25 protein-coding genes are annotated in these 23459 nt (G+C 38.1%); 13 read left to right on the plus strand and 12 right to left on the minus strand.

The window, feature by feature from the left end; translation table 11 throughout:
* Positions 1 to 342: 342 nt before the first annotated feature.
* Positions 343 to 822: an SsrA-binding protein SmpB gene (gene smpB, locus CWC11_RS10550; protein WP_058548460.1), complete on the minus strand. Its 480-nt coding sequence runs from the start codon at positions 820 to 822 to the stop codon at positions 343 to 345.
* Between the two features lie 146 nt (positions 823 to 968).
* On the opposite strand from smpB, the gene CWC11_RS10555 reads away from it, so the two are divergent.
* Both CWC11_RS10555 and CWC11_RS10560 read left to right on the plus strand, forming a co-directional pair.
* Positions 969 to 1409 carry a type II toxin-antitoxin system RatA family toxin gene (locus tag CWC11_RS10555; protein ID WP_058548459.1) on the plus strand — a complete coding sequence of 147 codons (441 nt, stop codon included), beginning with the start codon at positions 969 to 971 and terminating at the stop codon, positions 1407 to 1409.
* Positions 1406 to 1723 carry an RnfH family protein gene (locus CWC11_RS10560; protein WP_138682665.1) on the plus strand — a complete coding sequence of 106 codons (318 nt, stop codon included), beginning with the start codon at positions 1406 to 1408 and terminating at the stop codon, positions 1721 to 1723. The genes CWC11_RS10555 and CWC11_RS10560 overlap by 4 nt, the downstream gene beginning before the upstream one ends.
* Before the next feature lie 65 nt (positions 1724 to 1788).
* On the opposite strand, the gene CWC11_RS10565 is transcribed toward CWC11_RS10560, so the two are convergent.
* Positions 1789 to 2148, minus strand: coding sequence for an outer membrane protein assembly factor BamE (locus tag CWC11_RS10565; protein ID WP_104643062.1), 360 nt, complete (start codon positions 2146 to 2148; stop codon positions 1789 to 1791).
* 107 nt (positions 2149 to 2255) lie between these two features.
* Here CWC11_RS10565 and CWC11_RS10570 point away from each other — a divergent pair, with 107 nt between their 5' ends.
* On the plus strand, positions 2256 to 2573 hold the full coding sequence (locus CWC11_RS10570) for a GIY-YIG nuclease family protein (protein WP_138682666.1): 318 nt from the start codon (positions 2256 to 2258) through the stop codon (positions 2571 to 2573).
* A gap of 264 nt (positions 2574 to 2837) precedes the next feature.
* Here the strand turns inward: CWC11_RS10570 and CWC11_RS10575 are convergent, their stop codons facing one another.
* On the minus strand, positions 2838 to 4757 hold the full coding sequence (locus CWC11_RS10575; RefSeq protein WP_138682667.1) for a methyl-accepting chemotaxis protein: 1920 nt from the start codon (positions 4755 to 4757) through the stop codon (positions 2838 to 2840).
* A 190-nt stretch (positions 4758 to 4947) separates the two neighbouring features.
* Entirely contained in the window at positions 4948 to 6420 is a 1473-nt protein-coding gene (ilvC, locus tag CWC11_RS10580; protein WP_058548454.1) for a ketol-acid reductoisomerase, read from the minus strand.
* A gap of 136 nt (positions 6421 to 6556) precedes the next feature.
* Here ilvC and ilvY point away from each other — a divergent pair, with 136 nt between their 5' ends.
* The 6 genes from ilvY to CWC11_RS10610 all read left to right on the plus strand — a co-directional run bounded on the left by ilvY (position 6557) and on the right by CWC11_RS10610 (position 11992).
* Positions 6557 to 7462, plus strand: a complete 906-nt coding sequence (gene ilvY, locus CWC11_RS10585) for an HTH-type transcriptional activator IlvY (RefSeq protein ID WP_138682668.1) — start codon at positions 6557 to 6559, stop codon at positions 7460 to 7462.
* Positions 7463 to 7577: 115 nt separating this feature from the next.
* On the plus strand, positions 7578 to 8624 hold the full coding sequence (locus CWC11_RS10590; protein ID WP_171038416.1) for a GGDEF domain-containing protein: 1047 nt from the start codon (positions 7578 to 7580) through the stop codon (positions 8622 to 8624).
* A 196-nt stretch (positions 8625 to 8820) separates the two neighbouring features.
* Positions 8821 to 9630: a MipA/OmpV family protein gene (locus tag CWC11_RS10595; RefSeq protein ID WP_138682669.1), complete on the plus strand. Its 810-nt coding sequence runs from the start codon at positions 8821 to 8823 to the stop codon at positions 9628 to 9630.
* A gap of 1 nt (position 9631) precedes the next feature.
* A complete protein-coding gene (locus CWC11_RS10600) occupies positions 9632 to 10012 on the plus strand; it encodes a DUF3019 domain-containing protein (RefSeq protein ID WP_171038418.1) in 381 nt (126 codons plus the stop codon).
* A gap of 14 nt (positions 10013 to 10026) precedes the next feature.
* A complete protein-coding gene (locus CWC11_RS10605) occupies positions 10027 to 10719 on the plus strand; it encodes a response regulator (protein WP_138682670.1) in 693 nt (230 codons plus the stop codon).
* Positions 10720 to 10744: 25 nt separating this feature from the next.
* Complete coding sequence (locus CWC11_RS10610) at positions 10745 to 11992, plus strand: ATP-binding protein (RefSeq protein WP_138682671.1); 1248 nt, start codon at positions 10745 to 10747, stop codon at positions 11990 to 11992.
* Positions 11993 to 12048: 56 nt separating this feature from the next.
* Here CWC11_RS10610 and CWC11_RS10615 read toward each other — a convergent pair whose 3' ends face one another.
* Entirely contained in the window at positions 12049 to 12303 is a 255-nt protein-coding gene (locus CWC11_RS10615) for a DUF3820 family protein (protein WP_138682672.1), read from the minus strand.
* Positions 12304 to 12646: 343 nt separating this feature from the next.
* Entirely contained in the window at positions 12647 to 14221 is a 1575-nt protein-coding gene (locus CWC11_RS10620; RefSeq protein WP_058548722.1) for a cation:proton antiporter domain-containing protein, read from the minus strand.
* A 266-nt stretch (positions 14222 to 14487) separates the two neighbouring features.
* Between CWC11_RS10620 and CWC11_RS10625 the strand changes: the two genes are divergently transcribed.
* Both CWC11_RS10625 and CWC11_RS10630 read left to right on the plus strand, forming a co-directional pair.
* Positions 14488 to 15231, plus strand: coding sequence for a sporulation protein (locus CWC11_RS10625; RefSeq protein ID WP_104643056.1), 744 nt, complete (start codon positions 14488 to 14490; stop codon positions 15229 to 15231).
* A gap of 60 nt (positions 15232 to 15291) precedes the next feature.
* On the plus strand, positions 15292 to 15738 hold the full coding sequence (locus tag CWC11_RS10630; protein WP_138682673.1) for a GNAT family N-acetyltransferase: 447 nt from the start codon (positions 15292 to 15294) through the stop codon (positions 15736 to 15738).
* A 49-nt stretch (positions 15739 to 15787) separates the two neighbouring features.
* On the opposite strand, the gene CWC11_RS10635 is transcribed toward CWC11_RS10630, so the two are convergent.
* From CWC11_RS10635 to CWC11_RS10660, 6 genes are all read right to left on the minus strand, one after another.
* The gene (locus tag CWC11_RS10635; protein ID WP_104643054.1) at positions 15788 to 17143 is read right to left on the minus strand and encodes a sodium-dependent transporter; all 1356 of its coding nucleotides are present in this window, start codon (positions 17141 to 17143) and stop codon (positions 15788 to 15790) included.
* Positions 17144 to 17347: 204 nt separating this feature from the next.
* Positions 17348 to 18640 (minus strand): sensor histidine kinase, encoded by a 1293-nt coding sequence (locus tag CWC11_RS10640; RefSeq protein ID WP_138682674.1) that lies wholly within the window; start codon positions 18638 to 18640, stop codon positions 17348 to 17350.
* Between the two features lie 15 nt (positions 18641 to 18655).
* Entirely contained in the window at positions 18656 to 19360 is a 705-nt protein-coding gene (locus CWC11_RS10645; RefSeq protein ID WP_138682675.1) for a response regulator, read from the minus strand.
* 24 nt (positions 19361 to 19384) lie between these two features.
* On the minus strand, positions 19385 to 19768 hold the full coding sequence (locus CWC11_RS10650) for a DUF3019 domain-containing protein (protein WP_058548443.1): 384 nt from the start codon (positions 19766 to 19768) through the stop codon (positions 19385 to 19387).
* Positions 19758 to 20615, minus strand: coding sequence for a MipA/OmpV family protein (locus CWC11_RS10655; RefSeq protein WP_138682676.1), 858 nt, complete (start codon positions 20613 to 20615; stop codon positions 19758 to 19760). The genes CWC11_RS10650 and CWC11_RS10655 overlap by 11 nt, the downstream gene beginning before the upstream one ends.
* Positions 20616 to 20714: 99 nt before the next feature.
* The gene (locus CWC11_RS10660) at positions 20715 to 21518 is read right to left on the minus strand and encodes a hypothetical protein (protein WP_138682677.1); all 804 of its coding nucleotides are present in this window, start codon (positions 21516 to 21518) and stop codon (positions 20715 to 20717) included.
* 113 nt (positions 21519 to 21631) lie between these two features.
* Here CWC11_RS10660 and CWC11_RS10665 point away from each other — a divergent pair, with 113 nt between their 5' ends.
* Positions 21632 to 22786, plus strand: a complete 1155-nt coding sequence (locus CWC11_RS10665) for a serine hydrolase domain-containing protein (RefSeq protein WP_138682678.1) — start codon at positions 21632 to 21634, stop codon at positions 22784 to 22786.
* Positions 22783 to 23292, plus strand: coding sequence for a histidine phosphatase family protein (locus tag CWC11_RS10670; protein WP_138682679.1), 510 nt, complete (start codon positions 22783 to 22785; stop codon positions 23290 to 23292). The genes CWC11_RS10665 and CWC11_RS10670 overlap by 4 nt, the downstream gene beginning before the upstream one ends.
* Positions 23293 to 23459: the final 167 nt, after the last annotated feature.

The raw sequence follows: 23459 nt of genomic DNA on the forward strand, positions 1-23459 counted from the left end.
AAGCGGATTGATATAACAAGCGACGACATTAATATCATGTAACTTAAGTGTTAGCAATTAGACTCAAATGTGATTTTAGTATGGCTTTTAGTATGTTTTTGGATGATTTTAAAACAGATGTTATGCGCTGAAGAAGGTTGAAATAGGCGTATATGCTTTATTTTGGAAATAAAAAATACAGCCTAAATGAGAGTAATAATTAAATTAATTAATTCACAATAAAATTGTAATAAATTATTTACATATATACTCTGTGTGAATAGTAATCTTGTTGTATATTAATAAAACAAATAATAGTTAACTTTTTTATAAAAAAACGCCTAACTTAGTTAGGCGCTGTACTTATACTTTATGCTTCATTAAACGTTCTTTTTCGCGAGACCAATCTTTATTTTTTCCATCTTCGCGTTTGTCATGCATTTTTTTACCTTTCGCTAAATGAAACTCTAGTTTCACCCAGCATTTTTTCCAATACATGGCTGTGGCTACCAACGAGTAGCCATCGCGTTCGGTTGCACCGACTAATCTATCAAGCTCTCTTCGGCTTAATAGAAGTTTGCGGTATCGCATAGGATCGCAAATAACATGGGTTGATGCACTGTTTAAAGGCTGAATTTGACTGCCTAATAAAAACGCTTCGCCATTTTTAAGGTGAATGTAAGTTTCTGAGATGTTTACCTTACCTGCTCGGATACTTTTTACTTCCCAGCCTTGTAGTTCAACACCTGCTTCAAACTTGTCGTGTAAAAAATACTCATGACGCGCTTTTTTGTTTAGCGCGATGGTATTACTATTCGATTTTGATGATTTGTTCTTAGCCATAGTGCCCTATAATATACGTATTAAGAGATGTTTTACATCGATTTTTTAATTCTGCATTTAAAATAATCAGGTTAATTTAAGCGCCATGAAAATTTGGGGAAACGCGCAAAGCTTGCTAAAATTCGCCCACACAGTTGGGAGTGAGTATGCCACAAATAGAAAAAAGTGCGCTGGTTATGTACAGCACCAAAGAGATGTTTGATCTAGTTAATGATGTAGAAGCTTATCCAGAGTTTTTACCTAATTGTTCAGACTCAAAAATTGTTTCACAGCATGATAATAACATGACCGCGAGCTTAGAAATATCTAAGGCGGGTATAAAAAAGTGGTTTACTACCGAAAATACATTTATTGATGAGCAAACGGTTGCTCTTCGTTTAGTTGATGGCCCATTTAAAATGCTTCAAGGGCGCTGGCATTTTCAAGCACTAGATAAAACAGCATGTAAAGTTAACTTAGAGCTTGAGTTTGAATTTTCGAGCAAGTTAGTTGAACTTGCATTTGGCAAAATATTTAATGATGTTGCTAAAAATATGGTGAGTGCCTTTACTCAACGAGCTAAGCAGGTTTACGGATCGCGATTATGATTAATATAGAAGTTGTATTTGCATTGCCTACTACGGCGACAAGCTTATCTATAGAAGTGCCAGAAGGTACTACTGCTGAGCAGGGGGTTATTCAGTCAGGTATTATTGAAAAGTGCCCTGAAATAGACCCAACTGCGCTAACATTGGGCGTATGGAATCGAACTGTAAAGGCTAACTATGAGCTAAAAGAGGGTGACAGAATAGAAATTTATCGCCCATTAATAGCAGATCCTAAAGATGCTCGAAGAAAGCGTGCAGAAAAAGCTAAAGAAGAAGGCCGCGCTAATAAAATTACTGGCGGGCGCCCTCTGTAAAACAAAAAAAGGTGAGCAATGCTCACCTTTTTATATTGTTAAGTTATTTATTGCTCTATAGGTGCTTATTGCTCAAGCGGAGTATTAAACTCTTCAGGTTGGTCGTAATCACCTAGTACAGCAACTAATTTCTCGTTTTCAAATTTAATCACCAACTCTTTTTGTTGCTCGTTTTTACGACCTTTATTGAAGCTATAAACATAGCGCCATGTGCTTTTATCAAAGGCATCTTCAGCAATAGGGCGACCTAATACATAAATAACTTGCTCTCGAGTCATGTTTACACGAAGCTTATCTACATCCGATTGTTCTAAAAAGTTACCCTGTGGGATGTTTATTCTGTATACCCAGCTAGAACAGCCCGCTAATGAGCTAAATGTTAAAGCGACGATAAGCCAAAGAGAAAAAGTTTTTAACGACTGCATTGTTAGTTGTGATCCTTATTTTTTATAATCTGCATGATACCGATTAGTCACTGAAGGTAAAACCCTTTTAAGCAATTGTTTTTTGTTAAGGGTGTTAAGGTAATGTTTTGACCACTGATAATGAAAAAAGTTTACAGGACATTGATACAAATGCATTAAAAAGTGAGCCTATGTGGTTTTTATACATAGTAGAAACACGATTTGGGCATTGGTATACAGGGATCACTACAAACGTTGAAAAGCGTTTTGCTACTCATCAAGCAGGTAAGGGCGCTAAAAACCTAAAAGGTAAAGGGCCCCTTTTATTGATTCATCAACAACAAGTAGGTAATAAAAGCGAAGCGAGTAAGCTGGAATATAAGCTAAAAAAACTGACTAGAGCAAAAAAAGAAGCGTATGTATTTGCTTACACTTGCAAAGATTAAGGTAGGATTAGTTAATTAATACATCAACTAATAGTGCATCGAGTTTAAAGCGACATATCAACATTTTAAATGTGCAGCTTGCGCTCCAATAGGCTTTTAAAGGTAACTTCTAATCAGCTACATTAACAACCAGGTGTACGGATAACTTAAAACGAGTATGTGGTGGGTATGATAAATGGTGAGTTAATGGGGGGTAAACACCTTTAAACAACACTAAATGTTTATAGTGATGCTCAAAGGTGTCATTCAATCGCTTTTATTTTCTTAACGGTGTTTTTCAAAAGTAGCAACTAATGCATCAAGTGTTTGTGCACTGTTTGCTAAGTCGCGAATAGCTTGTTCAGTATTAATTTGCTCGCTCATTGCTTTGTCGCTAATTTCACTGATTTGTTCAATGTTACGCCCTACATCAGCAACTACATTGCTTTGTTGCTCAGTAGCCGTTGCTATGAGCGTAGCCATATCATTTATTTGATTAGCCGTTTCGCTAATTGCATCAAGAAGCTCAACCGAACTTTGCATTGCCCCCACACTTTGCTGGGCTTTATTTTTTGATTGGCTAATATCATTAACCACATCGTCAGAGATTTTAGTGAGCTCTTCAATCATAGATTGAATCTCAGTTGTTGATTGAGATGTACGATTAGCCAATGCACGTACTTCATCTGCTACTACAGCAAAACCGCGTCCGTGTTCACCTGCACGAGCAGACTCAATGGCAGCATTTAAGGCAAGTAAGTTAGTTTGCTCTGAAATGCCTCGAATTGAGTCAACAATGCTTGCTATATCAACTGTTTTTTTAGAGAGCAGTGTAACCTGCTCTGTTATGCCGTCAATATCGCTAGCTAGGGCTGAAATTGTTGCCTGGCTTTGCAATACTTGTTTATGGCTTTGAACGGTATTTTCGCGACTGTTATCAGTTAATTTTGCTGTGTTTGCCGCGCTTTGAGCTATTTCTTGCACGGTCGCGCCCATTTCATTAATTGCAGCTGCCACAGAAATTGTTTGCTCTTTTTGACTATCTATTGCTTGTGAGTTTCGTTTTGCTTGTTCAAAAACATGATCAGAGCTTTGACGAATATCATGGCTTTCGCTTGCCACTTGAGTAATCGCTGTTTCTATTTTATTGATAAACTGATTAAAGCCATTACTTAAATTATTAAGCTCTGGTTGGCTTGATTCAGGTAGTCGGTACGCTAAATTAGCATCACCAGATCCCAACCTTGAAAATAGCTCAGCCATTTTAGAAAGTGGAGATGAAAGCGAGCGAGCAAGTAAATAACTAACTAAGCTAGCAATGATTGCAATTATCAAAGTGAAGGTAAATATTTGCCACTGTAGTGTACTAACACTTGCAAATACTTCACTTTTTGGTACTTGTGCAACAACGTATAAATCAGTGTTTTTAATAGGTGTAGCGGCGATTAGTGTTGGTTCACTATTTAAGCTTATTTCTTCTATCGCAAAGCCGTTTTGGTTAAATAATTGGTTGTGAATATTTGCAGTATATAAATCATCAATATTCGCTTTAGCTACTTTATTGGCATCTTTATGAAGTTGAATTAGGCCGTTTTTATCTGCAATAAATACAAAGCCTGTTTTTTCAATTTTAAACTGTTGTAAAAGCTTTTGCATATCTGTGATGCTTTTAGCTAAACCCGCTAAACCAGTACCATTTGCTTGCTGGTGATTTACAAACATTTTTACGTCATTAGCAGACTCTTGATAAATACTTATGGAGTAGGGCTGTTTAGATTGTGTAAAACCAAAAAACCAGCCATCGGCGGCATCATTTTGTAGCACACGTAAAAAACCGTTTTGGTTCCAATATTGCGCTGTATTTCTATTTGCCCAAGATGCAGTGGCTAAATCAAATTGTGAGGCGACTCGGTTTAACTCTTTTAATAACAACGTATCGTCTTGGTTATTAGACTCAGCCCACTGTAATATAAACTCATTTGATGATAGTTGCTGTGCAGCACCTAATAGCTCGTTTATTTCACCACCGATATGGTTACTTATCGTTTGCAGTTTGCTTGGCAATTCTGATTCGATCATACGTTGCTCAATAATATCTTCAGAACTGTATAACGAAGTTAAGCCAATAAGTGCAGCTACGCATATAGCAATACCGCTTCCAAGAGCCGTTATTTTTTGAGTGATTGAAAGGTTTTTTATCATCATGATATTAATTATTTTTACAACTGAGTAGAGAGCTATGTTAGCACATTATTTATTTTGAGCTAACTATTGGCTAAAGCACAATTAATGAACTTACATTGAATTGATTAAGTTTTTATTAATAGGCATTAAAAAAGCCCATACGCAAAACATATGGGCTTGGTTTCTAACAAGCGAAACTTAATGTCTAGGGTTATACAATCTTTTTCATTGCTGACATGTAACCACGTAGCTTAGCGCCAACTTTTTCTACAGGGTGCTCACGTAGAGCTGCATTAATTTGAATCAACGTTTGGTTATCAACTTGGTTGCTTTGCTCGCCAAGACCTTTACCAATAACATCAGTATCAATGTTTTTCATAAAATCAGCTAATAGTGGCAAACATGCATGGTTATATAAGTAACAACCATATTCAGCTGTATCAGAAATAGTACGGTTCATTTCGAAAAGCTTTTTGCGGGCAATTGTATTAGCAATTAACGGCGTTTCGTGTAATGACTCGTAGTAAGCCGACTCTTCAATAATGCCCGCTGCGGTCATTGTTTCAAAAGCGAGTTCAACACCTGCTTTAACCATAGCTACCATTAAAATACCGTTGTCAAAAAACTCTTGCTCTGAGATTTCTACATCGCCAGCAGGTGTTTTTTCAAAGTTAGTTTCAGCTGTTTCGCTGCGCCATTTTAGTAAGTTAGCGTCGTCGTTATTCCAGTCTTCCATCATTACACGTGAGAACGTACCGTCGATGATGTCATCTTGGTGCTTGTTATAAAGCGGACGCATAATAACTTTAAGCTCTTCACTTAACTCAAACGCTTTTACTTTTGCTGGGTTTGATAAACGGTCAAGCATGTTAGTAACACCACCGTATTTAAGTGCTTCGGTGATTACTTCCCAGCCGTATTGAATTAGTTTAGATGCGTAGCCTGCATCAATTCCTTTTTCAATCATTTTATCAAAACATAAAATGGAGCCTGTTTGTAGCATGCCACAAAGGATAGTTTGCTCACCCATTAAGTCTGATTTTACTTCAGCAATAAATGACGATTTTAAAACGCCTGCACGGTGACCACCAGTACCTGCTGCGTATGCTTTAGCTTGTGCTAAGCCGTGGCCTTGAGGGTCGTTTTCTGGGTGAACAGCAATAAGTGTTGGAACACCAAAGCCGCGTTTGTATTCTTCACGTACTTCAGAGCCTGGGCATTTTGGCGCAACCATGATTACCGTGATGTCTTCGCGTACTTGCATGCCTTCTTCAACAATATTAAAGCCGTGAGAGTATGCAAGGGTAGAGTCCTTTTTCATAAGCGGCATAATTGCACTTACTACTGCTGTATGTTGTTTATCTGGCGTTAGGTTTAATACTACATCAGCAGTAGGGATTAATTCTTCGTATGTGCCAACTGTAAAGCCATTCTCAGATGCATTTAAAAACGATTGACGGCGCTCAGAAATAGCAGATGCACGTAATGTGTAAGAAACGTCTAAACCAGAGTCACGTAAGTTAAGGCCTTGGTTTAAACCTTGTGCGCCACAACCTACAATAACTAATTTTTTACCTTTAAGTGCGTCAACGCCATCGGTAAATTCGCCAGCGTCCATAAATTCACATTGCGCTAATTGCGCTAATTGCTCGCGTAAAGGTAAGGTATTGAAATAATTCGCCATTGTTAGTGTCCTATAAATTTGTTTGTTAGATGCGCGGCATTTGCAGCGCTTACAAACACCTTATGCAAAAACGTTACTTGCGTAAAATGATATATTTGAATTAAAGTATTTCATAATATGAAACGTAGAGCGTGATATGGACCATAAACATCTAAACTATTTTTTAGCCCTAGCTAAAACTTTGCACTTTGCACGTGCAAGCGAACTTTGTCATATAAGTGCACCCACACTAAGTCGCAATATAAAGCAGTTAGAAGAAGAGGTGGGGGTTGCATTATTTTTACGAGATAACAGAAGTGTAAAGTTAACGCGTGAAGGGGAGTCGTTTATTGATTACGCAACAGCAACGCTTGCAAGTTGGCAACGTTTTAAGGCTAACGCACAGGACCCAACTCAACACATTTATGGCAAGGTAAGTATATTTTGTTCAGTGACTGCCTCTTATAGTTTTTTACACCAAATATTGGAGCAGCTGCGAGCGCAACATCAATATATAGAAATAACTTTAAACACGGGCGACCCAGCGTTAGCTATTAACAGGGTGCTTGATGGACACGAGTTAATGGCAATTGCTGCTAAACCAAGTAAGTTACCCGCGCAAATTGCATTTGTGGATATTGGTTACTCCCCACTTGTATTAATAGGCCCAAAAATTCAATGTCCGCTTAGCGAAAAATTAATACAAAATAATGAAATAACAGATTGGTCAGATCTTGAATTTATAGTGCCAGAGCAGGGTTTTGCAAGACAAAGGTTAGAGCAATGGTGGCGTAAAAATAATATTCACGGAAAAATATATGCACAAGTTGCAGGACACGAAGCTATGGTTTCTATGGTAAGCCTAGGTTTTGGTGTGGCAATGGTTCCTAAAATAGTGCTAGATAACAGCCCGCTGCAAGATAAAGTACAGATTTTGACACCTAAAATGCAAGTGCCTGAGGGGTTTGATATAGGTTTAGCGGTATTAAAAAAAGAACTAAACGACCCAGCTATCAGTGCATTATGGAATATAGCACAAACTTTAGACGCAAAAGCTATTTAATATACTCAGTAAAAAACTAGTTCAGTAAATAGTATGAATAGTGGTTGCTTAAAGGTTTACTATTACTTAACATTGAAAACTAATAAAAAAAACAATGCCGCATGAGAGTTTATCTATGAACCAAGCAGTATCACTTGCTCATTCTGCCCAGTGCCTTAAAAAGGCAATCCCATTAATGGTAAAGTACCGTATGCCGGTCACCCCCATTAACTACGCAATTTGGTACTGTTATATTCAAGGGAATAACCCTTCTCTTAATGCTGAGTTAGATCAAGTTATTGAGCAGCAACAAACCTGTTCTCAAGATAAAGCCAAAGAGATTTTTGATAAGCATCTAACGCAGGACGATTTGGCTTTTTTTCAAGAAATGACAGAAAAATTCCATACAACTATGGAACAAGTTCAGCAAGATATAAGTATAACGCTTGATCATTCTAAAAGTTTCACTACAAGCCTCGTAGACTCTCAAAATGAATTAAACATGCTTGCAGATGTAAGCTCATATAATGAAATTTTAGGCTGTGTTGAGCGTTTAACTGACGAATCGATCGCCATGCAAGATTATGCGCGAGAGTTTCAAACTAAGTTAGCCGTTGCATACAATGAAATTAAGGATTTAAAAGAAGCGTTAAATATTTCAAAAGAAGCTGCTGATACAGATACGCTTACAGGCTTTTATAATAGAGGTAAGTTTGATACCGACATTATAGATTTTTGTCGTCAATATTCAGAGCAAGCACAAGAAAGCTCGCTTGCTGTACTTATTATGTTTGATATTGATCACTTTAAGCGCTTTAACGATGACTTTGGCCACCAAAAGGGCGACGAAGTATTGAAGTTGGTAGCTAAAAAAGTAACAGAAAACACAATAGATACTGCCAAAGTGTATAGGTATGGCGGGGAAGAGTTTTGTATTACTGCTTACTTTGACACGATTAACGATATTATAGCGTTTGCAGACCGTATTCGTATTGATATAGCAAAACTAGCGATCCGTAAAAAGCATGATGTAACAACTAAACGTGCTATTTCGGCTAGTTTTGGATTAGCTATTTTACGCCCGTTTACAAATAGCGCTGTATTAGTAGAGCGGGCAGATAGAGCGTTATATATAGCTAAAACTCACGGGCGAAACCGTATTGAGATAGCTCCCGATATTTAATCCTCCCTTTTTTAAACATAAAAGTTAACATTGTTGTATACAAATTGTGAATAATTGTAACCAGCTAGAGCTAGTTTAAAAAGACCTTGCTAGTATGGGTGACTCACTTATTTTTATACTTTGATTTACGCTAATGCGGTACTCCTTTTCATTAATTACAGCTTTATGCTTTAGCTTGCTGTTTAGCTGTTTTTCAGTGCGTGCTACACAAGATAGTAATCACGCTGATGAATTTACAGAGCAAAGCATATCAATTAACCAGTGGCATTTAAGTTTAAGTGCGGGAGTTGGTGTAATAACAAACCCATTACACGGCGGAGATAACATCCCGCTGGTGGTAATTCCTCAAGTCGCTTTTTATGCAAAGCAATGGTTTTTTGATAACGGTCGGCTTGGTTACTCATTTTTACAAACTCCAAAACATCATCTTAACTTAGTGACTGAATTAAATACTGAGTCTCGCTTTTTTATTGACTGGCACCCAAAAAATATTTTTACATTACAAAGTAGTGCGTTTAATACTCAGCAGGTTATAGAAGAGGAAAGTGAAGCGCGCTCCGTAAATATAAATACCCTACATAAACGCAAGCTAGCTCTTGATGCTGGACTGGCATATCACTATGTAAATGAAGAACATGTATTTTCTGTTCAAGCGCTACATGATGTAACCGATGTATACTCTGGTGTCCGTGGTGCATTGCAATGGCAGTACCATACACTGTTTGGGCAGCTTAAAATAAAACCCACCCTTGGAATAAATTACAAATCTTCGGAACTAAATAACTACTTTTATGGACTTAAAGACGGTGAAACTCAATTTGGTAAAATAGACGTTGGTAGTAGTTGGCAACCTTATGCTAAAATCGACGCCCGTTGGCCACTGAGTAAGGCTGACTCTCTTCGTTTTCATATAGCATATTATGACTATTCGGCTATGGATGGCAGTCCGCTTTTTGAACGCACTTATTCAATGACTGCTTTTATAGGATTTGACCGTACTTTTTAATATGAAGTATTCAATATTAGTTGTGTTTATTACTACTTTATTTAGTGGTTTTAGTATGGCACAAACCGCTAATCTTAGCGTTTCTCCCAAAGTCTGTGTTGTTTCTGAGCAACAAGAATTTTGCGATCTCGATTTACAGTTTAACTGGCAATTACATGCCTCTAGTGATGTGTGTTTGTATCAACAAGATGAGCAGCTGCAGTGCTGGCAGCAGCAAAGTTCTGGGCAATATAATTATAAAGCGCGTGTTCAGGTGGAGACCATATACTCCTTAATCAATCCTCATACGGGTGTGTTAATAGCAACAACACAAATTGAAGTACAAAGCGCCCATGCTAAAAAAAATAGGCGTAGGCTTCGCTCTCCGTGGAGCTTTTTTTAATTTAGGAGCAACAAATGCCAAAAATTTTACTTGTTGAAGATGATCTCGGTTTACAGCAGCTAACAAAAGATTACCTTGAACATAATGGCCTAGAAGTCGATGTATTAGATCGTGGTGACGAAGTGTTTGACTACTTAGAAAATAACACTCCCGATTTAATGATATTAGACGTAATGCTGCCAGGTAAAGATGGCTTTAGCGTTTGTCGCCAAGTAAGAGATAAGTTTACTCTACCCATTTTAATGCTGACTGCTAAAGGTGAAGACTTTGACCAAGTACTTGGTTTAGAGCTCGGCGCAGACGATTATGTAATAAAACCAGCAGAACCGCGTGTACTTTTGGCTCGTGTTAATGCATTACTTCGTCGTGGGCAACCGGTTGTAAAAGCAAGTGAAGAGCTTCAGTTTGGCGATTTAATGATTGATAAAACCAGTCGAATTGTAAAGCTAAGTGATTCTGAAATAGTATTAACCTCACATGAGTTTGAGCTATTATGGCTACTTGCCTCAAATGCAGGCGAAGTATTGAGCCGAGAACATGTTCATCAGCATATGATAGGACGTCAATACGATGGTCTTGATAGAACGGTTGATGTGCGCGTATCACGAATTCGAAAGAAATTAGGCGATAATAGCGATAAGCCTTATCGTATAAAAACTGTATGGGGACAAGGCTATTTATTTGTTTCTGATGCGTGGGATCTTTAGCACTATTTAAGGTTAATCGGCTTTAATGGGAAAACTGTTTACCAGCTTATACTTATATATCATTGTTTCATTATTTGTTGTAAGTGGTGTTATTGAGCAGCTGTGGCCCTATGAAGAGTCGCAGCAGCAAGTTCTATTAGATGACGAGTTTGGGCAATCGCTCTGGTTGCTCTCACAAACCCCCAACGGTCTTCAACAGCTCAAGCATAACTTTGAAAGTAAAGTTATTGCCAGACGTGACTTGATACTTCCTCAAAAGCAACAAACACAACTTAAACAAGATCATTACTTATACTTGTACGATAAGCAGCAGCGTATTGTATGGTATGTAGAGCTTGGCAATAATGCATTACTGCAGGTTGGGCCTGTAGGTGTTTTAACACCAGAAGCATCATCTGTTTGGCCTTATTTATTATTACTCGTTATTGTTGGAATTCCGGTAGGGCTTTGGAGCTTTTTATTGTGGCGCGATTTTACAAAACTAAGTAAAGCCTGTGAAGCTGTTGAAGGCTTACAAGACTTTGACTTAAATGACACATCAAAATCATTTTTTTTGCCAATTACCGATACATTAAAAGTAATGCAGCAGCGTATTGAGTTTTTACTTAGTGCGCAACAAGAGCTTACTTCTTCTGTATCGCATGAATTTAGAACGCCACTGGCGCGTTTAAAGTTTGCCATTGTTATGCTGCAAGAGCAGCTACTTAATGAAAAGGGTGAGAAGTACCTAGCAAATATGCAAACCGATATTAGCGAGCTTGAATCTTTAGTTTCTGAGATGCTTGAGTACGCACGCTTAGACTCACAGCAACCAAGCATTAAGCCAGTAAATTGTGATTTAGTGGGTTTGATAAAAACAGTTGTTGAAAAGCTAAACTTTGAAACGCAGATAAACCTTTCTACGGACTTTCCTGATAAATTTAATTACGACTGCGATAGCCACTTCATGTCGCGAGCTTTACAAAACTTAATAGGAAATGCCTTAAAGTATACGTATTCACAGGTTAAGATTTCTCTTTTAACTGAAAAAAATCATATTTTACTTATCGTTGAAGACGATGGAGAAGGGATTACTCCCACTGAGCGAGAAAACGTATTCAAACCTTTTACCCGGTTAGATAAAAGCAGAGCAAAGGATACTGGTGGTTTTGGCTTAGGGCTTGCTATAGTTGCTAAAATTATTCATTGGCACCAAGGTGAGTGTAAAGTAGAAAGCTCTGCCTTAGGTGGTGCTAAATTTATTGTGTGTTTACCGCTTAAATTCAAGACATAAAAAAAGCGCCGAGAGGCGCATTTTTGTGGTTAAAAACCAAAATCAACAAGTAGCAATTAAATAGACCGGCTACCTTCAAAAAAGTTCTCAATTAATTTATTTTTTTCAAGCAATGGCATAAGCATTTGCTCAAGCCCATTTAATTTTACTTCATACATCATCGCTAATTGGCTGCCGAGTTTTGTGTCGGGGAATCCTTGTTGCTTAAACCAAACCAAATAGGGCTCGGGTAGTAACAATAAAGGACGTCCTGCATATTTTCCAAAAGGCATTATTGTGTTGATTGCTATTTTGAGTTGTTTTGGATCCATATAGATAACTTAAATATTTATGCGTAGTTAAGTGTAAGGGATTTTAGAGAGATAAAATAGGCTGTGACGGGCAAGAAACAGCCTATTGAGCGAGGGAGTAGGCCCTCTGACTTAAGAATTTATGTTGGTAAATATAACCCTTGTAAGACGTTAATTAGCTGGAGTCTAATTACGTTATTATTTTTAACATGGGTTCTTATTTAACCAACACGGCTAGTCTACCTGTTTTTTATTGCTGTGGTGAGTAGGCTTGTAAAGGAATGTAAATAGAATGGGTTTTTATTTTAAAACTAATAACAAAGAACTACGTTCTTTGTTATTAGTTAGCGTTATCAAACACGATTTATTCGTTAAATAGCTCTTGCTTAACGTGTTCAGCAAAACCACTACCAGCCTCTAGGTAAAAGTTATAAGTAGAGTGCACACCCATTTCTTCGAGTTCTTTTTGCTGGTCGGGATAGTTTGCAATGGCGGTAACTTGGCCTTTGTAGCCAGAAGCCTGAAGTTGCTCTAATGCAAAAATATTTTGCATATGCTTGGGCATTGCAAGCATAACCATTTCAACATGTGAGTGATTCACTCGTTGCCAAAAATCAGGGTCTGTTGCATCGGCAATGAGTACATTTCTTCCTCTTTTAACGTGTTTATCTACCACTTCTGGCTTTATATCAATACCCGCAACAACATTTGGGTGCGTAGCATTTATTGTTTCATACGCACCGGTACCTATACGGCCCATGCCAAAAATAACTATTTTAGTGTTATTTAGGTTAACCGGTAGCTCTTCGGCCAAACGTGTTTTACTTTCAAACTTCAATAGCCAATGCTCTATTTTTACGTACAACTCGTTTGAGCGTTTATTCAAAGGCGAAGCGATAACAAACGTAATAGACACTGCAATTGCCATCACTGCCAGCCACTCAGAGGTGATCATGCCGGTAGTTGCTGCCACAGCACATACAATTAAGCCAAATTCGCTGTAGTTAGATAAGCTAAATGTAGTTAGTAAAGAGGTGCGTGCACGCAGTTTAAATAAATTAGTAAACACATAATAAAGGCCTGCTTTAATTGGTAGTACCAAAATAAGTATTATTGCAACGATTAAAGAATTACCCGTAAGCTCTGCATTTAAGCCAATACTTAGGAAAAAACCAACCAATAATATATCTTTTAAGTTGAGTAAGGACTTTGATAACTCGCCTGCTTTTTTATGCGGGGCAAACATCATCCCGATTATTAGTGCACCTAAATCGCCTTTTAGGCCTGCAAATTCAAAAGCATGATAGCCAGCAACGAGTGCGAAAAAGAACCCAAATAAAGGTAGTAGCTCACCATGCTTTGAGCGGTTTAATACGCCGTACATTACGGGTCTAAGTAAAGGCAAGGCAATTATTAAAGCAATGGCCCATAAATTTGGTACTTTCCCTGTGCTTATTGCTAAAAATATAACCGCGAAAATATCTTGCATTACTAAAATACCAATGGCTATTTTACCGTGTAAGCTTGCCATTTCTCCGCGCTCTTCAAGCACTTTTACTGCAAAAACAGTGCTTGAAAAGCTAAGCGCAAAGCCAACTAATAAAGCACTTTGCCAGCTTAAGTCAACAAACATAGGTACTGCAAACACACCAAGTAATAGCATAAAGCCACTAAATAATGCGCTACTAAAAATTATATGTAAGGTCGCAGGCGCCCATACCTGGGGTTTTACTAAGCTGTGTACTTTAAGTTTTAAGCCAATACTAAAAAGAAGAAGTGTTACGCCAAGTGCCGCAATTGTGTCCAGTAGTTCAGTACTTTTGTAGCCTGATAAATTTAAAGCAAAACCAGCCAGTAAAAAGCCAATTAGTGGAGGAAGTTTTAACTGATAAACGGCAAAGCCACATACAAATGCGGCGGCAAAATAGATTAGTTCCATAATTCTTAATATCACTTCATTTGGGATTGCAGTGTAACGAAAAATTTATACCATTGAAAATAAAAATAGTGCTAAAAATGAGCGCGTTTAATCAATTACTTGCTCAGTTACGTATAAAAAATGCACATTAAACACGTATTTAATCGTAAATAGCATGTAAATAACATTTTTTCACTGACATTGGCTTTTAAATATGGTTAAGATGCTTTAACGAAGGAGTTTAAGCATGAGCAAAAAATACAGTCGCTCAGCTTAAGGAGAAATATATGTTTAAAAAGATTTTAGCGTCAGTGGGTATTGGTGCTGCGAAAGTAGACACTATTTTAGAAACTGAGCACTTACAACCAGGTCAGCTTTTTAACGCGCAAATAGTTATTACAGCGGGTGATGTAAGCCAAGAGATTGCTGGTTTAGATTTATTATTAATGACCCGTGTAAAAGTGGCCGGTGATGATGGCGATTATTTTACTAATCATGTAATCGATCAGTGGCGCATTACAGACATAGGGTCTATTGAGCCTGGTGAAGTAAAAAGCATTCCTTTTGAAGCTCGCCTTCACCCTGAAACACCAATTACTGAAATTAACGCGGGTTACAACCAATCTCATGTATGGATTGAAACAGGCTTAGATATTGATTTAGCACTTGATCCGACCGATAAAGACCATTTACACATTTATCCTAATGAAGCCGTTAAAACATGTATGCAGGCAATGGATAAACTAGGATTTAGCTTGATGAAAGCGGATGTTGAAAAGGGTCATTTACGTGCATCTACTTTTCAGTCTCTGTCAGGCTGTTATCAAGAACTTGAATACAAACCAAATAGCCGCAGCTTATTTGGGCTTCAAGAAATTGAGCTGTCGTTTGTTCCTGAGGCACATAAAACTCACGTGCTGATAGAGCTTGATAGAGCCTTTAGAAGCGATGGTTATGTAGATTTAACTATAGAGCATGACCATGTTAATTTGTCGCAGTTGTGCGACCAACTAGAGCGCTTATTTACTTGATAGTAGAGCGTAGTTTAGTAAAACCCAGCTAAGGCTGGGTTTTTTGTTATAGGATTTTATATGACGTTTAAATGCGAACCGTTCGACTCCCTTGACTCTCGTACTCTTTTTACAATAATTCGTGGGCGTATTGATGTATTTGTAGTGGAGCAACAATGCCCTTATCCCGAGCTAGATGATGTAGATATTGCTGCAAATACTAAGCACTTATATACACTTTATAATGATCAGTTACAGAGCTATGCGCGTTGCTACGAAAAAAATAAACACTACAGTGCAATAGGGCGCGTACTTGTCAGTGAAAGTGCACGTGGAAAAGGGCAAGCTACACTACTTGTTAACGAGGCTATAAATTGTTGTAAGAGGCACTGGCCTGAGCGTGATATTTATATTGGCGCTCAAACTTACTTACTTGAGTTTTATCGCTCTCTTGGTTTTGAAGATTATGGAAATGAATACTTAGAAGACGGTATTGCCCATCAAGATATGATTTTAAAAGTGTCATAAATCAGTACACATATAAAAGCTCACACATGTGAGCTTTTATATTTTAAGCTTAGCTTAGCAAAGAGTGTAAAAACACCATGCCAATGGCCAGTGGGCATACAAACTTAGTGTACCAAGGCCATACTTTCCAAAATAAAGTGTTATGGACCTCTGGGTTACCTTCTTGAATTGCTTTAAGTAGTGAGCCTCTATACCAAATCCAACCAACAAAAATACAGCACATTAGGCCAAGCAATGGCTGTGCTACTTTAGTCGTTAAGGTGATCACTAAACCAAATAAGCTACCAAGGTTGCAAACAATAGTAATACTAACAATTGCAATGAGTGCGCCAATTAACCAAGTTGCTTGAACGCGTTTCATCGCAAAGCGCTCAACAGTGTATGACACAGGTGCTTCTAACATTGAAATAGATGAGGTTAATGCGGCAATACTCATTAACGCAAAAAATGCAAAGCCTACAAATAAACCTACGCCGCCCATACCGTCAAATAAAGCGGGGAGTACTTGAAATACTAATGTATCTTCAGAGAGTAGTTTACCTGTTGATGCAGAGAATATTTCAACACCTTGTGCTTGTGCTACATACATGGCTGGAATGATCAGTAAGCCTGCAACAAAAGCGATAAATACATCAATAAGCGTTACATAAGCACCTAAAGAAACTAGGTTCTCTTTTTTGCTAATATATGAGCCATAAATAATCATTACACTAGTGCCTAGCGATAACGAGAAGAAGGCTTGGCCAAGTGCACTTACGAGAAGTTGTGCGTCAAAAATAGATGAAAAGTCTGGAACCAAATACGCTTTTAAACCTTCCATAGCGCCATCTTGTGTCATTACATAGGCAATAAGTGCAAATAAAATACCTAACAGGGCGGGCATTAATCGTTTTGACCATTTTTCGATGCCGTTTTCTACGCCTCGACTGATAATAGCGACAGTCAAAGCAATAAATACTAGAGTAAATATAATGTTTCTAGTAAGTGACTGCTCGCTTAGCCATGTCGATGCTGTGTCGGCGCCGACCAAAGTAGCTATGGGTTCAGCGGTAGCACTGAGCATCCAGCCTGCAACAATAGCGTAAAAACTTAAAATAAAGCCTGCACATAAAATACCACCAAAACCAACAGTAAAAGCAAAACGCTTTTGCCAAGGTTTACTCGATATTTTTTTAAGTGATGACACTGCATTAGCTTGACCGTGACGGCCGATCATCAGCTCTGCCATTAAGGCAGGGTAGGCCAAAAAGAAAGCAAGTACTAAATAAGCGACTAAAAATGCAGCACCGCCATTACTTGCTGTTTGTGTTGGGAATCCCCATATGTTGCCCAAACCAACGGCAGAACCGGCGGCGGCCATAATAAAACCAAAGCGAGAGCTAAACTCGCCTCTAACTGCGCTCATATTATTGTACTTCTCTATTGTGTGACGGCGCTGACAATCTACTGGAAATGTAAATAAATAAAAAGTGCTTATTTGCTGATTTAGCACAATTTAATAAGTCGAGTGTATGTATTAACCATCAGTTTTATTTATTGTTATCGAGTCGTTTAAAATAACGAGTTGATTTTGTTTAATAATTGTTAACTTTGCTCTGTAACTATTGCTTTACGGGTTGTAATGCTGAGCAATAGTGAGGGTAAAACAAGCCCCTCCTAGTTGATTACTTTTAGTAACTTTAACATTACCGTGATGCCAATCAGCTACTTTGGCAACTATGGCCAAACCAAGACCATAACTTTTATCGGCTCTATTGCGGTGATCTTCTTCTCTAAAAAATGGGCTAAATACATTATTAAAGTTTTCACGGGCGATTCCCGGCCCATCATCTTCTACGGTAATTATAAGTTGTTGCTCGTGTAATTTTGCGCTTAAGTAAATATATTGACTCGCAAAATCACAGGCATTCGTTAATAAGTTTGTAATGGCACGTGCAAGCCAATGAAGATCGGCACTTATAAAATCGCCGCTACTGTTAAGCTGCACACTTAACATTTGCGACTCAAGCTTTGGCGCAAGCTGCACTAAAATATCTTCAAGGTATAGTTTAATATTTGTTGAAGAGTAGGTCAGTTTATTAGCATTTTGCTCAAGTGTTGCAAACGCTAAATAACTGCTCAGCATAGACTCCATATGATCCAAATCGTTTTCCATACGTGCTAAATATTGCTTTATTTTATGCTCATCATGGCTATCAAGCGCGGCATCTAATCCAAATCGAAGGCAGGCTATAGGAGTGCGTATATCGTGAGATAAGCTTGAGGCCATTAATTTATTTTCGGCGACGAGCTTTTCTATCTGACTCGCCATGCGATTAAAGGTGAGCTCAACATCTTTTATATAAGTAAAGTGCGACACTTTTATACGGGCTTGAACGTTACCGGATGCAAATTTTTTGGCAGCTTCGTTTAATACAGTTAAACGTTTTGCTAAAGGGGCAATAATAAAGCCCATAAATACACACAAGCCTGCATAAAATAGCAGTGTTAGCATTATGTCATTACGTTGCTCGCCATCAGAGTGTTTATCTAAGCGCATAGATAAATGAAAAGGATTTAGTATTTCACTGCTATAAAGCATATAAAAGCCTTGCTGATCTTCTAAAATCAGACCATCAGGGGTGTGCATTTGTAATAATAGTGATGGCGGTAAGGCTAACGACTCGTTAGGTTTGTAATCAATTAAAATATCAAACTCTTGGGCAAGTTGTTTTACATAGCTGCTGCGCTCTGGTGTAGGAATGTTGGCGAGCTGCTTACTAAAACCAGTAATCATTTTACTTTGTTGGCTAAACTCATCTTGAGGCGTATGTGCGCGCTGGCTAAATGCATCAATAAGCCAGCCTAAAACCACAATAGATAACAGCGCACTGCCTAGGAGTGATATATAAAACTTTTTCATTTATTTATCACTTTATTACCACGCAGTAGAAACAAGTAAATAGCCGCGGCCCCAAATAGTTTTTATTTTTTCTGGGTTTTGTGAGTCATCATTAAATTTTTTACGAAGCGCAGATATAAGCACATCAACACTTCTGTCAAGTCCGTCGTACTCCCTGCCTTTAGTTGCTTTAAATACAGCATCGCGTGATACAACTTGGCCTGCATTACTTGCTAGGTAATGTAGTAATAAATACTCGGCGCTTGATATGTTTATATCTTGCTCATTAAGGGTTACATTTCTTGATTCGGTATTAATACTAAGCGCGCCGACTTGAATAAGGCTTTCGTTAACCTGTGGCGTATTAGGTTCATTGTTTTGACGCAGCGCGGCTTTAATTCGTGCTAATAAGGCACGCGGGCGAACAGGTTTCATTATGTAATCGCTTGCACCGACTTCGAGGCCTATGACTTCATCCATTTCTTCATCGCGGGCGGTGAGCATTATAATAGGTGCGTTATAAAAACTGCGAAGCTCTCTGCAAACACTAATACCATCTTGTCCTGGAAGCATAATATCAAGCAGCACTATATTAGGGTTCAATGTTTTTACTTGGCTAACAACTTCGTCACCCCGATGACAAACATGAGTAGTGTAGCCTTGCTCTGTTAAATACTCAGCTACCCACTGGGCAAGCGATACATCGTCTTCAACAAGTAAAATGGTGCCGTAGTTATCCATAAAATATCCTTAGAACAAGTGGTATTAAAATAGTCGCCAGCGACGTTTTTTTTGTCTGTTTTGATAAACCCATTGTAGCTTCACTTCTGCTGTGCTGATGACTTTAGCTGTATTGCTATCAAATAGTTCAAATGAAATGCTTTGTTGTGAGTCAAAAGCATAATTAAAAGTGCCGCTTTGCTGTTTGAGCCAACATTGCATTATGTACTTTGATGTTGCATCACGCAGACAGTAATTACCAATTACAGGTTGCTCCCACGTGAGTGTAACATCAGCATAGCAATTACGCCCTTCGCGCAGCGCAACGCAGGTATCGGGCAATGCTATCAGTGCTTCTGGTGGCTCTTGTGCTTTTAAAAGCCAAGGGCTTGGGAAGATCAGTAATACACAGATCCATCTAAAATACATAACGTAGGCCTACCTTGGCTTTATGTTGATATCCTTGGGAAATAATAGGGCTGTCGTCGATTTCTTTTGAAAACCATGTAGTGAGCCAACCCGCTAAAAATACCCAGTCGCGGCTCAAGGGGTATTCTGCATGAAACTCAAACATAATACTGGTGCTGGCATTACTGTTATATATAGGGCGAAGGCTGGTGGCTTCATCGCTATCAATACCAAAATAGTAATTAGTAAAGTCAGCGGAGTAGGCGCTAATACCCACCCCTGATCTAAATTCCCAATTTCGCCATGGTAATATTTGGCTAAAAAAGCTGTTTATGACCCAGCCATTGTGGGCACCCGATACATCATGAAGGTATTCAAAGGAGAATTGCGAGTTTTCAAATCTGCGGGTTAATCTAAGACCTACGTCAAAATCGTAATTACGCTTTTTTATCCCTTGCAGCTCTTTTATAACGCCATTGTTATAAAAGCCAAGGCCTTTTTCGTCAAACCCGGCTTGAGTATTGGTGCCTAAAATATCTAGGCCCCAATCAAATTTATCGATAAGGCTGTAGCCTATAACAAGACCGCCGCTTAGCTGGTTATGATCAAAATCGAGGTAAAATCTGTCGTAAGAAATAGCAAGGCTGAGGTCAAGTTCGACGCCTTTATCGTAAGACTCAATCCCAACAAGGTAAGAGTCTTCAATATAAAAGCCAGCGCCTGCACTCCAGTCCCACGCAAAACCTTGAGTTGGTTCTAGCGTGTTATCGGCATAATAGCGATTACTTGCCATACTCGATGTGCTAAATATGCAGCAAAAAAGCAATGTGATGCTCAAAAAAGTATGATTAAGCAAAGCGTTTCTCATCCCTAGGGGCCTAATTATTATTTGTTATTAAGCGTAGTATATTGTTAAGGCGTTCCTTTAATCTGTAAAAAAATGTAGTAAGTGTAAGCTGGCTAAAATCTACTGCACTTTAATTTTATCGATTAATATACTGCTTAGGTAAAACTGCATCATAGGTGTTAATGCGCTTACTTCTGTTCTATTACACGGGCCGCTTAATTTAGTAAGACTCGATAACTTAGAAAGAGTTTTGTACTGGGGTATCTGTATATCTTTTCCAAGCCTTGCTATACGCGCTTCATCAGTATTTTGCTGATGGATAAACGAAGCAATTTCAAGCTCATTAGTAATCTTTTGCTCTTCACTAAAACTATAAACTAATGGCTCACGATGAAAACTTGCACTGTCTATTGATGATTTAGCAAACCATACAACATCACCCGACGCTTTGTGTGTTAGTCGCATGCTAACTTGGGCAAATATTGCAGCGCACTGCTGAGTTGGGTATTGTTGAGCAATTTTTGTATAAATAGGAAATGGGTTTTCAGGTTGCTTTATAGCGTATTTAGTATCGTCAGTGAATGTTAAGTCTAACTGCTGGATAGTAAGTGTGTAGTCGCTATTATTTTTAGTTGTAACTTTTAATTGTTTGTCGTTAAGTGCTTGGCTAATTTGCGATAAAAGCTTATCGGTTACACTTGCTTTGTCGGTAATAATTTTAACTGTTTGGTTTCTTAGTACCTTGTGCGCAGGTAGCTGAACAGACTTAACTTTTGGCGAAGCATGCTCGGTGGTGTACTCAAGTTGATAGGTTTGACTTTTTAATGTTGGCTTTACTGGCATAACTAAAGGTTCGGCCGGTTGCTGAGTAAGAGCACAACCAGTTGATAATAAAATAAAAAGTGATACAACTAAAAAACGCATAAGTACAAAACACTCACTAAAAGCCAAATATTCGTCGTATTGTACGTTAGTCGAAACAAAACTTCATGATATTATCTACGCAGATGTAGTTAAAAAGATAAAAATTGTAAAAAATGAAGTATCTCAACCCTTTATTATATTGCCTATCTGCTTTGTGTTTACTGTTTAGTGCTGTGAGTTTTTCAGCAAAAGCAGACCCTAACTGGGATGCATTTGTAAAAAAGTATGGTCGCTATGCACAAAAAAAATTAAAGAACAAAGGCATACCTGGTGCCGCTCTTTCTATCGTTAATATAAATAATGCGGATTATATTCATACTATGGGTGTTACAAAAATACGTAATGGCCAAAAGGTTAATAAACACACTCGATTTAGACTTGCGTCAGTGTCTAAAACATTTGCAGGTTCCTTATCGGCTAAGCTTGCAAATGAGGGGCTGCTTGAATTAGATAAACCAGTAAGTGACTATTTAAGCGATTTTAAAAATACCGTTTATAAAGACGATTTAAAGGTGTTCCATTTACTTAGTCATTCTAGTGGGTTAGTGCCAAATGCTTACGATAACTTAATTGAATCTCGAATGGATTACCCCGATATCGTACAAAAACTGCTTACAGTAAAGCCTATTTGTAAACCAGGAGAGTGCTACGGCTATCAAAATGTCATGTTTAGTCTCATTGATGATGTGATATTACAAAGCACTCATAAAAATTATGCACAGTGGTTAAGAGAAGCTATTTTCGACCCTTTAAAAATGAGTGATGCAAGCTTAGGTTTTGAAGCTATGGTTGAAGATAAAAACTTTGCATTACCGCACGTCAGAGGGACAAAGCGTTGGTATAGCGCCAAGCTTAAAAAAAACTATTATAAGGTTGGTCCCGCAGCAGGTGTAAACGCCAGCGCTAGCGATATGGCTATTTGGTTAAAAGCACAGCTAGGCTCATACCCAGATGTATTATCTTTAGACGCTCTTGCAAAACAAACTCGCCCTTATACTTATACAAAAAAAGAAAGATATCGCCGAGTATGGAAAAAACACGTAAATAATGCGTATTACGGGTTGGGCTGGCGGGTTTACGATTACGCAAAAGAAACGCTTTATTATCATAGTGGTTGGGTACAGGGCTACAGAAGTGATGTAGTTGTATTCCCTCATTTAAATATTGGTTTTAGCTTAATAGTTAATGCTGAAACCGGGGTGATTAACGAGCTAACTACTGAGTTTATTGACCGAGTGCTTGAATATAAACGAGGTGAAAAAATATGAAATATAAAATTATTTTACTTACGGGTGTAATTTCTTTAGTTACCTTATTTAATAGCTCCTTAGTGTTTGCAGTACCTGATGAAATATATTTATTTCGTCATAGTGAAAAGTTAGCAGGTAAAAACCCAGCGCTTTCTGATGCCGGAAAATTACGTGCTAGTCACTTGGTCACTTTATTCAAAAAATATAAAAAGGTTCACATTTACAGTAGTAATTACAAACGAACACTTCAAAGTGCAAGACCATTGAGTGAGTATTTTAATGAGAAAATTAGTACTTACGATGCAGGAGAGTTACCTGCTTTTAAAAAAGAACTGCTTAAACTTAATGGGGTAGTGGTTGTTATGGGGCACAGCAATACAACATCGCAATTAGCGACGCTGCTTTCGAATAAAAAAGTAACACCGATGAATGAGAGTGAATTTTCACGTTATTTTTTATTAAGTACAAATGCTAATAAAAATACGACGGGATATTCTTTAGTAGAGCACAAAATGATCTTTTGAATTGTATTAGAGCGTGTTGATCTTTGATAGTTGAATTTGCAGCAGTATGTTTGGTTTTAAGGCAAGGCAGAGCTTATGAAGTGTGGTTATTCCACATAAATAGGCGATAACGCAGCATAAATGCCAAACATGCGCTGCCCTTCGGATTCTGCCTAGGGGCGATAAAC

Origin of the sequence: Pseudoalteromonas sp. S3178 (assembly GCF_005886985.1) — a bacterium.
Lineage (GTDB): Bacteria > Pseudomonadota > Gammaproteobacteria > Enterobacterales > Alteromonadaceae > Pseudoalteromonas > Pseudoalteromonas carrageenovora.

What these genes read in the sequence shown, in the direction of transcription:
- CWC11_RS10555 (WP_058548459.1), top strand. Translation starts at nt 969, where the DNA reads ATGCCACAAATAGAAAAAAGTGCGCTGGTTATGTACAGCACCAAAGAG.
- CWC11_RS10565 (WP_104643062.1), bottom strand. Translation starts at nt 2,148, where the DNA reads ATGCAGTCGTTAAAAACTTTTTCTCTTTGGCTTATCGTCGCTTTAACA.
- smpB (WP_058548460.1), bottom strand. Translation starts at nt 822, where the DNA reads ATGGCTAAGAACAAATCATCAAAATCGAATAGTAATACCATCGCGCTA.
- CWC11_RS10590 (WP_171038416.1), top strand. Translation starts at nt 7,578, where the DNA reads ATGAACCAAGCAGTATCACTTGCTCATTCTGCCCAGTGCCTTAAAAAG.
- CWC11_RS10645 (WP_138682675.1), bottom strand. Translation starts at nt 19,360, where the DNA reads ATGGATAACTACGGCACCATTTTACTTGTTGAAGACGATGTATCGCTT.
- CWC11_RS10640 (WP_138682674.1), bottom strand. Translation starts at nt 18,640, where the DNA reads ATGAAAAAGTTTTATATATCACTCCTAGGCAGTGCGCTGTTATCTATT.
- CWC11_RS10600 (WP_171038418.1), top strand. Translation starts at nt 9,632, where the DNA reads ATGAAGTATTCAATATTAGTTGTGTTTATTACTACTTTATTTAGTGGT.
- CWC11_RS10575 (WP_138682667.1), bottom strand. Translation starts at nt 4,757, where the DNA reads ATGATGATAAAAAACCTTTCAATCACTCAAAAAATAACGGCTCTTGGA.
- CWC11_RS10635 (WP_104643054.1), bottom strand. Translation starts at nt 17,143, where the DNA reads ATGAGCGCAGTTAGAGGCGAGTTTAGCTCTCGCTTTGGTTTTATTATG.
- CWC11_RS10560 (WP_138682665.1), top strand. Translation starts at nt 1,406, where the DNA reads ATGATTAATATAGAAGTTGTATTTGCATTGCCTACTACGGCGACAAGC.
- CWC11_RS10650 (WP_058548443.1), bottom strand. Translation starts at nt 19,768, where the DNA reads ATGTATTTTAGATGGATCTGTGTATTACTGATCTTCCCAAGCCCTTGG.
- CWC11_RS10605 (WP_138682670.1), top strand. Translation starts at nt 10,027, where the DNA reads ATGCCAAAAATTTTACTTGTTGAAGATGATCTCGGTTTACAGCAGCTA.
- CWC11_RS10655 (WP_138682676.1), bottom strand. Translation starts at nt 20,615, where the DNA reads ATGAGAAACGCTTTGCTTAATCATACTTTTTTGAGCATCACATTGCTT.
- ilvY (WP_138682668.1), top strand. Translation starts at nt 6,557, where the DNA reads ATGGACCATAAACATCTAAACTATTTTTTAGCCCTAGCTAAAACTTTG.
- CWC11_RS10630 (WP_138682673.1), top strand. Translation starts at nt 15,292, where the DNA reads ATGACGTTTAAATGCGAACCGTTCGACTCCCTTGACTCTCGTACTCTT.
- CWC11_RS10670 (WP_138682679.1), top strand. Translation starts at nt 22,783, where the DNA reads ATGAAATATAAAATTATTTTACTTACGGGTGTAATTTCTTTAGTTACC.
- CWC11_RS10665 (WP_138682678.1), top strand. Translation starts at nt 21,632, where the DNA reads ATGAAGTATCTCAACCCTTTATTATATTGCCTATCTGCTTTGTGTTTA.
- CWC11_RS10625 (WP_104643056.1), top strand. Translation starts at nt 14,488, where the DNA reads ATGTTTAAAAAGATTTTAGCGTCAGTGGGTATTGGTGCTGCGAAAGTA.
- CWC11_RS10610 (WP_138682671.1), top strand. Translation starts at nt 10,745, where the DNA reads ATGGGAAAACTGTTTACCAGCTTATACTTATATATCATTGTTTCATTA.
- ilvC (WP_058548454.1), bottom strand. Translation starts at nt 6,420, where the DNA reads ATGGCGAATTATTTCAATACCTTACCTTTACGCGAGCAATTAGCGCAA.
- CWC11_RS10660 (WP_138682677.1), bottom strand. Translation starts at nt 21,518, where the DNA reads ATGCGTTTTTTAGTTGTATCACTTTTTATTTTATTATCAACTGGTTGT.
- CWC11_RS10620 (WP_058548722.1), bottom strand. Translation starts at nt 14,221, where the DNA reads ATGGAACTAATCTATTTTGCCGCCGCATTTGTATGTGGCTTTGCCGTT.
- CWC11_RS10615 (WP_138682672.1), bottom strand. Translation starts at nt 12,303, where the DNA reads ATGGATCCAAAACAACTCAAAATAGCAATCAACACAATAATGCCTTTT.